The 12,653-nt window shown below is 64.7% G+C and carries 8 protein-coding genes; 4 read left to right on the forward strand and 4 right to left on the reverse strand.

Annotated elements, in window-relative coordinates:
* Nucleotides 1-2: 2 nt before the first annotated feature.
* The 4 genes from BLW56_RS15070 to BLW56_RS15085 all read left to right on the forward strand — a co-directional run bounded on the left by BLW56_RS15070 (nucleotide 3) and on the right by BLW56_RS15085 (nucleotide 7,403).
* On the forward strand, nucleotides 3-3,218 hold the full coding sequence (locus BLW56_RS15070; RefSeq protein WP_093511474.1) for an autotransporter outer membrane beta-barrel domain-containing protein: 3,216 nt from the start codon (nucleotides 3-5) through the stop codon (nucleotides 3,216-3,218).
* 237 nt (nucleotides 3,219-3,455) lie between these two features.
* The gene (locus BLW56_RS15075) at nucleotides 3,456-3,977 is read left to right on the forward strand and encodes an RNA polymerase sigma factor (protein ID WP_093511635.1); all 522 of its coding nucleotides are present in this window, start codon (nucleotides 3,456-3,458) and stop codon (nucleotides 3,975-3,977) included.
* Complete coding sequence (locus BLW56_RS15080; RefSeq protein WP_093511475.1) at nucleotides 3,967-4,899, forward strand: FecR family protein; 933 nt, start codon at nucleotides 3,967-3,969, stop codon at nucleotides 4,897-4,899. The genes BLW56_RS15075 and BLW56_RS15080 overlap by 11 nt, the downstream gene beginning before the upstream one ends.
* A gap of 2 nt (nucleotides 4,900-4,901) precedes the next feature.
* Nucleotides 4,902-7,403, forward strand: coding sequence for a TonB-dependent receptor domain-containing protein (locus BLW56_RS15085; protein ID WP_093511476.1), 2,502 nt, complete (start codon nucleotides 4,902-4,904; stop codon nucleotides 7,401-7,403).
* 26 nt (nucleotides 7,404-7,429) lie between these two features.
* On the opposite strand, the gene BLW56_RS15090 is transcribed toward BLW56_RS15085, so the two are convergent.
* From BLW56_RS15090 to BLW56_RS15105, 4 genes are all read right to left on the reverse strand, one after another.
* A complete protein-coding gene (locus BLW56_RS15090) occupies nucleotides 7,430-8,569 on the reverse strand; it encodes an acyl-CoA dehydrogenase family protein (protein WP_093511477.1) in 1,140 nt (379 codons plus the stop codon).
* 96 nt (nucleotides 8,570-8,665) lie between these two features.
* Nucleotides 8,666-9,859 (reverse strand): acyl-CoA dehydrogenase family protein, encoded by a 1,194-nt coding sequence (locus BLW56_RS15095; RefSeq protein WP_093511478.1) that lies wholly within the window; start codon nucleotides 9,857-9,859, stop codon nucleotides 8,666-8,668.
* A 150-nt stretch (nucleotides 9,860-10,009) separates the two neighbouring features.
* Nucleotides 10,010-10,903 (reverse strand): PAS domain-containing protein, encoded by an 894-nt coding sequence (locus tag BLW56_RS15100; RefSeq protein WP_093511636.1) that lies wholly within the window; start codon nucleotides 10,901-10,903, stop codon nucleotides 10,010-10,012.
* Nucleotides 10,904-11,022: 119 nt separating this feature from the next.
* Entirely contained in the window at nucleotides 11,023-12,651 is a 1,629-nt protein-coding gene (locus BLW56_RS15105) for a TadG family pilus assembly protein (RefSeq protein ID WP_093511479.1), read from the reverse strand.
* Nucleotides 12,652-12,653 lie beyond the last annotated feature (2 nt).

Below are 12,653 nucleotides of genomic sequence, written 5' to 3' on the forward strand. Positions count from 1 at the left end.
CGATGCGCAAGACTCTGCTGGCCTCCACCTGCCTGGCCACCCTTCTTTCGACCGCCGCTTATGCCGAAACGACGATCAGCACCGCCACGACGGCGCCGGTGCGAACGTCGACGATCAAGTCGGGCGCGGCCGACGACATCAAGATCGTTGCGGCCGGCTCGATCAAGCCGACGGTCACAGGCCCCGCGGTCACCATCGACAGCAACCACAAGGTGGTCAACGAAGGCACGATCGAGTTCAGCAACGTCGACGGCGCAACGGGCATTCTGGCGAACGCCGGCACATCGGGCGGCATCACCAACAGCGCGAGCGGCAAGATCACCATCGGCGAAACCTATGCACCGACCGACATCGACAATGACGGCGACCTCGACGGTGCTTTCGCGATCGGCAGCAACCGCGTCGGCATCGCCACCGCCGGAGCTTTCACCGGCAACATCGTCAACTCGGGCGCGATCTCGATCGAGGGCAATAATTCCGCCGGCATCCGGCTCGGCGGCCCGCTGACGGGGAATTTCACCAACGATGGCACCATCAACGTCATCGGCGACCGCGCACTGGGCGTCGGCCTGCAGGATGTCACCGGCAATGTCCGTCTGGCGGGCACGATCGGCGTGCAGGGCGTCGACGCGATCGGCGCACGGCTCACCGGGAACGTTACCGGATCGCTGGTCGTCCAGGGTAACCTTACCTCGACCGGCTATCGCTTCACGACGCCGCCCGCCGACCCGTCGAAGCTCGACGCCGACGACCTGCTCATCGGCGGCAACGCGCTGTCGGTCGAAGGCAATGTCACCGGCGGCATCATCCTCGCCGTCGCACCCAAGGACACCAAGCCCGACGACAAGGATGAGGACAAAGACGGCATCGACGACGACAAGGAAGGAAACGCCGTCGTGCGCTCCTTCGGTTCGGCAGCGGCAATCCGCATCGGCTCGGCCGACCGTGCCGTCACCATCGGCGCGGTACCCGGCACGGGCACGGGGCTCGGCGTCATCATCGACGGCGCGGTGCTCGGCAACGGCCTTTATGCGGGCAAGGATGGCAACGCGATCCAGATCGGTGGCCTCGGCGGCGCGGTCACGATTGCGGGCGGCATCGGCATCGGTTCTACCGGCAGCGTCACCGCGCTGTCGAAGGACACCGCCGCAACCGCGATCCGTATCGGTAGCGGCGCGACGACCCCTGAAATCCGCAACGCGGGCAAGATCGAAGCAACGACCGGCGGCAATGCCGCAGGTGCGGTCGCGACGGCCGTGCTGGTCGAAGCGGGCGGCGACGTCCCGCTGATCCGTAACAGCGGTTCGATCACGGCCAAAACCGGCGGCGACAACGGCACGGCACGCGCCATCGTCGATCTGTCGGGCAAGGTCGGCACGGTCGAAAACAGCGGCACGATCAGCGCAACCGGCGCGCTCGCCACGTCCGATCGCAACATCGCGATCGACCTGTCGGCGAACAACAATGGCGCGACAGTCAAGCAGACCGCGGTTGCCTCGGGCATCGCCGCGCCCAGCATCGTCGGCGACGTCCGCTTCGGCGGCGGCAACGACGTGTTCGACATCGCCGACGGTTCGGTGAAGGGCAACAGCTTCTTCGGCGCCGGCAACAACAAGCTCGCCCTGTCGGGCGATGCGACCTACGCAGGCAACGCCCGCTTCGGCGCCGGAAACGACACGATGACGCTCGCTGGAACCTCGAAGTTCACCGGCCTCGCCGACTTCGGCGGCGGCACGGATACGCTGAGCATCGGCGGCACGTCGATCTTCTCCGGCACGCTTGCCAATTCGCAGGGGCTGGCGGTTTCGGTCGCGGGCGGCACCTTCGACATCGGCGGCGCCGCGACGATTTCGTCGCTCGCCGTCACCGACAAAGGCACGCTCGGTGTGATGCTCGACACCGGCACGACCGGAACCAATCTTCAGGTTAGCGGCAACGCCAGCTTTGGCGCCGAATCGAAACTCGCGCTCAAGCTGTCGAGCATCGAAAAGGCCGAGGGCAAGCATATCGTGCTGACCGCCGGTTCGCTGAGCGGTGCGAGCAACCTGACCGCCTCGCAGACGCTGCTGCCCTTCCTCTACAAGGGTACGCTGACGTCGAACGCGACGCAGTTGATCGTCGACGTGTCGCGCAAGAGCACGACCGAACTCGGGCTCAACCGCTCCGAAGCCGGTGCGTTCGACGCGGTGCTCGACGCCGTGATCGCCGACCAGAAGGTCGAGAATGTCTTCCTTGGCATCACCGATGGCGATCAGTTCCGCAACCAGCTCGGCCAGATGCTCCCCGAACATGAAGGCGGCGTCTTCGAAACCGTCACCTCGGGTTCGCGCGCGCTGTCGCGCTACCTGCAAGACCCGAACGCGCCCTATCAGGACGAGGGCAAATGGGGTTATTGGGTCAACCAGGCCGTCTGGGGTACCTCGAAGGGCGTCGGCAACACCGCGAGCTATGACGTCAGCGGCTGGGGCATTTCGGCCGGCGCCGAAATCGAAAGCAACCTCGGTAACTTCGGTGGCTCGATCGCTTATCTCAGCGGCAAGGACGGCAACGGCAGCAACGCCAATGAAGTCAGCACCAGCCAGTTCGAAGGCGCGCTGCACTGGCGCCTGCGCTCCGATGGTTTCCTTGCGAACGCCCGCGTTTCGGGCGCGCCGATCAGCTTCAAGGGCACGCGTATCTTCCGCGCCGAAGCCGGCGCCGAGGACATCGAAAAGACGATGAAGGGCAAGTGGGACGGCACCTTGTGGTCGGCGTCGGGCTCGGTCGCCTATGACACGCGCGTCGGTGGCCTGAGCTTCCGCCCGATGGTGGCGGTCGACTACTTCAAGCTGAAGGAAGACGGCTATCAGGAAACCGGCGGCGGCGCCGCGCTCGACCTTAAGGTGCTGAGCCGCGACAGCGACGAACTCGCCGTGTCGGGCACGGTCGCCATCGGCCTCGATTTCGGCGGTGCCGACGAATATGACGGCTGGACGCGCTTCGAACTCGAAGGTGGCCGCCGCCAGATCGTCAGCGGCACGCTGGGCGCGACGACCGCGTCGTTCAAGGACGGCACGCCCTTCACTCTCACTCCTGATGATCGCACGAGCGGCTGGGTCGGCCGGTTCCGTGGCATCGCCGGCAATTCGGCCTTTCAGGTCGCCGGCGAAGTGTCCGCGGAAGAACAGCAAAGCCACATCGGCTGGGCGTTCCGTGCGAGTCTGCGGGTCGGCCTCTAGCCCCCCGGCCGGCCCCGCCCGCAAGGGGGAAGCGTAACCCCTACCCACGCTTCCCCCTTGCCTTGGGATAAAGAAACAAAGAAACAGATGCTTGTACAGTCCGCCCTCTCCATTCAGCGACCGCAGTTGCGCCGCAGATCGTGGGCGCTATATGACACCGTCATCAGGGGGACGTATGGCGCAAGGCAAAGTCGCGCTTACCGACAGAAGATGGCGTTCCAAAGCAAGCAATCCTTCATGACCGAGCCGCGTGACCAAAACGACGCCGTCCAGGGCATCGAAGGCGTATTGCTCGCCAACCGGGAACGGATCGTCCGCTTTCTGGAAGCACGCGGTGCCGGTGACGGCGCAGAGGATCTGTTCCAGGATCTGTGGATGCGGCTGACCGACCGAAAGACCGGTCCGATCGCCGAGCCCCTGCCCTATATCATGCGCGCGGCGAACAATCTGATGCTCGATCGGTACCGGTCGGCGCGCCAGAGCGAACTGCGTGACAAGGCGTGGGGCGAAGCCTCGGCAACGCAAAGCCCCTCGACCGAAACCTCGCTGATCTCGCGCGAACAGCTTGCGCTCGTCGAAACGGCGATCGCGGCGACCGGCGAGCGGCCCGCGCGCATCTTCCGCCGGTTCCGCGTCGACGGCCAGAACCAGCGCGATATAGCCAGCGAAATGGGGGTCAGCCTGAGCACCGTCGAAGCCGATCTGCGCAAGGTCTACGCAACGCTCGCCGCGATACGGAGGCAGTTCGATGCAAGCTGATATGGCGAACGCCGAAGCGCACGCAATCGACTGGCTGATCCGCCAGCGCGACCCCGCTTTCGACGACTGGGATGGTTTTGCCGACTGGCTGGCCGAGAATCCCGAACATAATGCGATCTATGATGCGGTTGCCAGCCTCGATCACGATCTGGACGCCCTGTCCGCTGGACCCAAGCCGTCGGTGGTGATCATAGCAGACACGCCGCGTCGCCCATCGCGGCGGGCATGGTTCGGCGGCGCGATGGCCGCAGCGCTGGTCGGCGCGATCAGCCTGTCGAGCCTCGGCCTGTTCGGAAACGACGGTCGGATCAGGACCGAGGCGGGCGAGCACCGCACGATCGCGCTCTCCGACGGTTCGAAGATCGAGATCAATGGTGCCTCGGTGATCGAGATCGACGAAGATCGCCCGCGCTTTGCCCGGCTGGAATCGGGCGAAGCGATGTTCCATGTCGTGCACCGCGACGATGCCCCGTTCGTGGTCGAGACGGGTGACGCAAAGATCGTCGACCTCGGCACCGCCTTCAACGTCGTGCGCCGCGACCGCCAGACGTCGGTTGCGGTGTCCGAAGGCATCGTCCTCTACAACCCCGATCGCGAAAAGGTTCGCCTCGTCGCCGGCAAGGGCATCGAAGTACGCGACGGCGATCGCAAACCACCGGTCGTTCAGGATGTCGACGTCGCTGGCGTCGGCGGGTGGCGCAGCGGCTTGCTCGTCTATAACGGCACCCCGCTCGCCATTGTGGCCGAAGATCTGAAACGGACAGCCGGTATGCAGGTCAGTATCGCGCCCCAGGCAAGCGATCTGTCGTTCCGCGGCGCGCTGATCATCGACAAGAACCGGAACCGCACGATCGCCGACCTCGCCGCCCTGTCGGGTACGCGCGCCGAGCGGCAGGGCGAAGGCTGGATATTGACCCGCTGACGATGCACCCGCGCCTTTCCTTTGCCACCGCAGCGATTGCGCTGTGCCTGCCCGCGCAGGCGCTGGCGGCGGAGGAACGCGCGTTCGATGTTCCCAGGGGAAGCCTGTCGACCGCCCTTCCGGTGATCAGCCGACAGGGCGGCGTCAGTATCAGCGTCGCCGATGCAAAGCTGTGGCAGGCCCGTATCAAACCGGTGCGCGGACGGATGAGCGTCGAAAAAGCGATCCAGCGCCTGCTCGACGGCTCCGACGCGCGCGCCGTCCGCGTCAGCGCAACGAGCTGGCGCATCGAACGTCGCCCGGTTCGCGTCGCTAGGGCCGCTCCCGCTCCGCGGCAAGCGCCGCAACCGCGCGCACGCGAACCTTCCCGGGACATGATCGCGGCGGCGGCGGACGAAATCATCGTCACCGCGTCGAAAGCCGACCTTCCCCTTACGCACTTCGCGGGCGTCGTCACCCAATTGGATGGCGGCGATTTGGCGTTTGGCGGCGAGCGCGGGATGGATTCGATCCTGTCGCGCACCGCGACCGTATCCTCGACTCATCTTGGGTCTGGGCGCAACAAGCTGTTCATTCGCGGTATCGCCGATTCGAGCTTCACCGGACCCACGCAATCGACCGTCGGGCAGCATCTCGGCGATATCCGGCTCAGCTATAACGCGCCCGATCCGGACCTCCGCCTCTATGATATCGACAATGTCGAAATCCTCGAAGGACCGCAGGGGACGCTTTACGGCGCCGGATCGCTCGGCGGGATCATCCGCGTCGTGCCGAAAGCCCCCGACCCGCGCGAAATGACGGTGCAGGCGATCGCCGGCCTGTCGGTCACCCAGCATGGCGACCCCGGCGGCGACATTGCCGCGATTGCGAATATCCCGGTCAGCGAGAAGGGCCATGCGCTGCGTCTCGTCGGCTATATGCTCACAGACGGCGGGTATATCGACAATCCGCTGCGCGGGCAGAACGATGTCAATCGCGTCCATGTGCGCGGGGGGCGGGGCACTTTCCGGTTCGATGCCGGCAACGACTGGACGATCGATCTGGGCGGCGTGTATCAGGCGATCACGTCCGATGACGCCCAATATGCCGACAAAAATGGTCCGCCGCTGACGCGCAATTCGATGGTCGAACAGAATGCGACCGCGCGCTACGGCATGGGCACGATTGTCGTGATGAAGGACTGGGACGACCTGCATTTCCAGTCGTCCAATGCCTATATCGACCACCGCCTGTTCGAACGCTTCGACGCCAGCCTGCCCGAAGCGCGCCAGGGAACCGATGTGTCCAATGGCGGCGTGCCCGCGCCTCCTTCGGTCGGCACGGTCGACGTCGAACGTCTGTTCGCACCGATTCAGGTTTTCCCGCTGAACAATGTTCCGCGCGTGCTCGACCAGCATAATGCGACGCGGATGTTCGTCAGCGAAAATCGTCTCTCGCGGCCCTACAACAACGGGCTGGGCTGGGTCATCGGCGCGAGCTTCATCGACAATCGGGCACGGCAGGACCGCGAATATGCCTATGGCCCGCTCCGCGCGGTCCTTCCCGGTGTCACCAACAAGGTCACCGAATTCACCGGCTATGCCGAGGCGACTATGGAAGTGCTGCCCGATCTGATCGCATCGGGCGGCGTCCGCCTGTCGCACGCCAGGCTCGGCGGCGCTGCAGAGGGTGTGTCCTTTGCGCTGGCGCAGGCGAACCGCGCGACGACCGCCTCGCGTAACGAAACCGACCTGCTGCCGTCCTTCTCGCTACTCGCGACGCCCTTGCGTAACGTCCGCCTCTATGCGCGCTATCAGGAGGGCTTCCGTCCGGGCGGCCTCGCCGTCGATGGCAATTTCGTCCGCCGCTTTCTCAACGACCAGGTTCGCACCTGGGAAGCGGGCATGCGCTTCGGCGACAAAGGCCAGAGCCTGCTCGACGCCAGCATTTCGATCTCGCACAGCCGATGGCGCAATATCCAGGCCGATTTCATCGACAGCACAGGATTTCCGACGACAGCGAATATCGGCGACGGACGCATCACCAGCCTGTCGGGCGCGGTCGCGATGCGTCCGACAAATGCACTGACCTTCGAACTCGGCGCGGTCTATAACCACAGCCGCGTCGACGATCTGTCACCACAAATACTGCCCGTATTCGATATGGCGCCCGCGCGTCTTGGCCGCATTCCCAACGTCGCGAGCCATGCGGTGCGTGGATCGGTCAATTATGCCACCGTAATCGGTGACGAGGATTTCCGCGTGAACGGCTGGGCAAATTATATCGGCCCGTCGCGGCTCGGCATCGGACCGGTATTGGGCGAAAGCCAGGGCGATTATATCGACACCGGCCTTGCGATGCGCGTCGGCAACGCACGCCGCGGCCTGTCGTTGACGCTCACCAACCTATTCGACTCTCGCGGCAACCGCTTTTCGCTCGGCACGCCCTTCGTCGAGGGGAACGAGGGCTTCCTCACGCCGCTGCGCCCCCGCACGATCCGGATCGCCGTCGACGTCGCCTATTGAGACGAGCGCCGACGGCGTTCGCGAAATCAATCGGCCAGCGCGATCCGCTCGTACCGGTCCATATGATGATCGACGCTGCCAAACTGGCCTTCGATCATCGTCGATCGCTTGAAATAATGACCGATCGCCAGTTCCTGCGTGATGCCGATGCCGCCGTGCGTCTGGATCGCATTCTGCCCGACGAAATTGGCGCCGCGCCCGACCTTTGCCTTCGCGGCCGACACCGCCGCCATGCGTTCGTTCGCAGGCAGGCCCAGCTTCAGCGTGCCCATGATCGTCATCGAGCGTGCCTGTTCGACTTCCATGAACATGTCGACCATCCGGTGCTGCAGCACCTGGAACTTCGCGATCGGCACGCCGAACTGTTTGCGCTGCTGCGTATATTCCAGCGTACCTTCGTGCAGCTTCTGCATCACGCCGGTCGCCTCGGCGCACACCGCGACGGTCGCTTCGTCGACGATCTGTTCGATCAGCGGCAGTGCAGCGCCCTCGCCTCCGAGCAGCGCATCGCCCGGAATCGCGACATTCTCGAAATAGATTTCCGATGCGCGGCTGCCGTCGACGGTCGGATAGTCGCGGCGGACGATGCCGGGCAGGTTTGCGTCGATCAGGAACAGCGACACGCCGTCGCGGTCGCGCTGGTTGCCGCCGGTCCGCGCGGTGACGAGCAGGTGCGTCGCCCACGGTGCGGCATAGACGACACCCTTGTGGCCGTTCAGAACATAGCCCGCGCCATCCTTCTTCGCGGTCGTGCGCAGGTTCGCAAGGTCGTAGCGGCCCTGCGGTTCGGCATAGGCGAAGGCGATGATCGCGTTGCCCGCGATGATCTCGGGGATCATCGCATCGGCCTGCGCGCCGCCGACGGCTTTGAGCGCACCGCCTGCAATGACGACGGTCGGAAGATAGGGCTCGATCCCGATGACCTTGCCAAGCTCTTCCATCACAATCGCATTTTCGAGCGCGCCGCCGCCGAGGCCGCCATGATCCTCGGCAAAGGCCGCGCCGAGCATGCCGAGTTCCTGCGCCAGTGCAGTCCAGATCGCCGGATCGCGGCCGCTGTCCGAATTGATGAACTTCTGGCGGGTTTCGAAATCATAGGTGTCGCCCAGAAAACGGGCGAGCGTGTCGCGGATCATGTCCTGCGTTTCGGTGTAGGTGAAATCCATTCTTCTATTCCCTAATTTCACCGTCACCCCGGCGAAGACCGGGGTCTCAAAGTCGATGCGTTGAGATTCCGGCCTGCGCTGGAATGACGTCAATTTTCAGAGGCCGAGCACCATCTTCGCGATGATGTTGCGCTGGATCTCGTTCGATCCGCCATAGATCGTCGTCTTGCGCGTGTTGAAATAGGTCGGCGCAGCGCGATGGGCGTAATCGGGCCCGATCGGATGCTCGTTGTCGCCCTCGCCGAAACCGCGGAAGTAAGGCGCGCCATAATGGCCGACGGCTTCGAGCGTCAGTTCGGTCAGCCGCTGCTGGATTTCGGACCCCTTGATCTTGAGCAGGCTCGATTCCGGCCCCGGTCCGCGTCCGGCGTTCGGACCCGCAAGGCTGCGCAGTTCGGTGAACTCCAGCGCGGTCAGGTCGATCTCGAGGTCAGCCAGCTTGCGCTTGAAGAAGGCGTTGGCGATCAGCGGCTTGTCGCCGTCGAGTTCGGTGCGCGCGATCGCCTTCACCTTCTCGATCCCGCGCTTGGACGAAGCGACCCCGGCAATGCCGGTGCGTTCGTGCGCAAGCAGGAACTTGGCGCAGGTCCAGCCCTTATTCTCTTCATAGACGCGCTGCGAGACGGGCACGCGCACATCCTCCAGCCACACTTCGTTGACCTCATGCTCGCCGCCGAGCGTGATGATCGGACGCACCGTAATACCGGGCGACTTCATATCGATGAGAAGGAAGCTGATCCCTTCCTGCTGCTTCGCATCCTTGTCGGTGCGGACGAGGAAGAAGCCCCAATCGGCATGCTGCGCCAGCGTCGTCCACGTCTTCTGGCCGTTGACGATATAATCGTCGCCATCACGGACGGCTGTGGTGCGGAGCGAAGCGAGATCCGAGCCCGAACCGGGTTCCGAATAGCCCTGACACCACCAATCCTCACCCGACAGGATGCGCGGGAGGAAATAGGCCTTCTGCTCGGGCGTACCGAAGGTGTAGATGACGGGGCCGACCATCGCGAGCCCGAAGGGCATCAGGCGGATGCAGTCGGCGCGCGCGGTCTCTTCCGACCAGATGAAACGCTGCGTCGGGGTCCAGCCGGTGCCGCCATATTCGACCGGCCATGCGGGCGCGATCCAGCCCTTTTTGTGCAGGATCTTATGCCAGACGAGGAAATCCTCCTTGGACATCTCCTCGCCCTCATCCTGCTTGTCGCGCAGCTCGGCGGGGTAATTTTCGGCGATGAAGTCGCGCACTTCCTGCTGGAAGGCGAGATCTTCGGGGCTGAATTCCATGTCCATCACGAATCTCCCATTGGGCAATGGCGCACTTATACTGAGCGCTCACCTTTACGTAAACGGCAAGTTGCTGCTTGCAACCTTCCTTGCCGATGAATGCGCGCATCGACACAGCTTGTCCAGCGGGAGTGGAAAGGGAGTGAAAGGCCGCTTCTAGCCGCTGCGGGGCGTAACGAGCACGACCGCGCCGTCGCTCGCATAGGGCCCCCGCACCTCGGCAATCGAGAGGGTGACATCGAGCGCCACGCCCTCGCGGGTCACGATCTGCGAGGCGATGCACGCCGGCTCCCCGCTGCGGAAAACCGTTTCGAGCGCATCCGAAAATGCAGCACGCTGGCTGGCGACTAGCAACGCGGTAAAGCGAACACGCCGGATCGCGGCGGCGTCGACACCGACCATCTTCGTCAGGCCGTCGTTTGCCGCTTCGATCGCCTCGCGTACCGACAGTTGGGCATGCGCTATACTACCGTGGGCGTCGATCGCGGTCGCGAGCGCCTGCTTCGTCTCGCTTGCCGCCATTTCCTCCATCATGCCGCTGACGTCGCGCAACAGGATCGCGCCGCCGACCGGCAAGGGAATGAGGTCGATATGGAGCCATTGCCGCGGGCGCAGGATGCCCGGGACATCGCCCGAAAAACGCTCGCGGTGATCGATCAGGCGGACGATCCGCGGCAAGAGGAGACTGTCGCCGAGCTGCGATACCGCCGAGATGAGATGTTCACCGATCAATCCGGCCGCGGATCGTTCGAGCATGTCGGCAGCGGCGGGGTTGACGGACAGGATGCCCCATTGCCGGTCGATGACGATGATGCCGTCCGGCACCCACTGGACGAGTTGCGCCAGCGAATGCTCCAACCTGTCCGCCGGTGCTATCGCGCTCCGTTCTCCGTCCAGGCGACGATAATCGTCGAGCGAGATCAGCACATGGGCATCCTTGCCATGATGCGTGACGAAAACGGGCTTGCGGGCCGATTGCATCCGCCAATTGGCAAAGCCGCGGATGAAATCGGCCGCCGATACGCGCTGCGGCTCCTGTGTTCTCGCCATCATCTTCCCCCGAACCGGTCAACTCCCCGTCCCTCATAGCGCGGCATCGGCCGGCTTTCGGTCTGGAAGGGACCAATCGGCGGCGGATCCTGTCCGGAACGGCGCCACTCCGCGAGCGGTCAGACCAGTCGCGCCTTCCCGCAGCGCAGCGCATTGACCCGCGTATCGGCCTGCCCGACGTGGAGCCCGAGCAGGCCCGTCAGATCCGACAGCACCGTGTCGAGGACCGGCGCGGCGAGCGCCACGGTGTCGCCGACGACCGTCGTCAGCGCTTTCAGGTTGAGGACAAGCCCGAGGACATGCGCGTCGAGTTCCATACGATCCGACAGCGATTTCGCCGCCCCCGCAACAAGCCCTGTGCTCGATACCGTCTTTACCTGCCCCGCATCGATATCGCCGCGCGAAAAGGCGACTTGCCTTTCGTTAAGGTCGGACAGGACGAGTTCGGCCTGCGCGTCGATCCCGACGAGCGGTAATTTCAGGACGCGCGCGGGCTTCGGATCGAGCCGACGCTTCATATCCTGAAAATCGCTGTCGGGGACCGTCCCGATCGCGACCATCGCGGGCGATGTGACGACGCCAAGCGACACCGCCGCCCCGCTGTGGGGCCGACAATCGATGTCGGTTATCCGGGCCGACGCGGACCCGAGTTCGGCCAGCAAGGGAATCTGTACGCTGGCAAGCGGCGTCGTCACCCGTGTATCGATTTTCAGCCGCACCTGCGCGGTACGGACAATGACGTCATTGGTATCGGTCAGCGCGATGAGAGGGGAATCCACCGGTGGTTCGCCAACCAGCAACGCGATATTGATCCCCGACCCGCCGGGCAGGCTGCTGGCGAGCGACAGATCGACCTGCCGGTTCGCATTGCCGAGCAGCAGCATCGCGCGCAGCAGGCTGAGCGCGTTGACCTTTACCGGGTTGGCGGCATCGACGCGAATGCTCGACGATCGCGGCCCAAGGTCGATAGCGCGCGACGGAAAAAGCGTCCGCGGAAGCGCGCGATCGGCGATATGGTCGAGCGCATTGGCCGCCTGCCCGTCGGACGCGGCCGCCAGCGCGGAAATCACCTGCGGCAACGTCGCCTGCGCATCGAGCGTCTGGCCAAAGGTCAGCACATCGGCGTCGAGTTCGGTTCGCAGCGCGTCCGAAAAGGCGAGCAGGTCGATATCGGTGCTGGCGAGCGCATTATAGTCCATCACCGAAAGATTGACCTGGCTGCCTGTCAGCCCCGACAGCAAGGCGTTGGGCAGGCCGCCGTTCAGCGCCGCGACGCGCGATCCGAGCGAGAAAGCGGCATAGCCGCGCCGCGCGCCGGTTGCGGTCGCCCGAATGATGCTGTCCTGCCGCCCCGTCAGAAAGCTGCCGAAGAACAAGGGCCGGTCGCGTGTCAGCGTGATGCGGACCGCATTGGGCGACGCACCGCCGCCCGCAAAGCGCTGCTCGGCCTGAACCGCCGCATCGGCCGTGTAGGTGCCGGGCGTGATCGCCGCGATATGGATATCGCAGTCGCAATTGGCGGCAATGATGCGCGCAGCCGCCGCCTGCTCCTCGCCGGGCCGCCCCGCCGCGGCGAGCGCCGCCGCATCGGCGATACCCTGCAACTTCCGGCGGTCGAGGTAGAGCGATCCGAGGTCAACCGCGAAGGCCGCCGAACCGATCAGCATCGTCATCGCGAACGCCGCCGTGATGCTGACGCCCGCACCCCGATGACGGGCCAGACGGCGAAGGGCGGACAGGATCGCCATCT

It is taken from the genome of Sphingopyxis sp. YR583 (genome assembly GCF_900108295.1).
Taxonomy (GTDB): Bacteria; Pseudomonadota; Alphaproteobacteria; order Sphingomonadales; family Sphingomonadaceae; genus Sphingopyxis.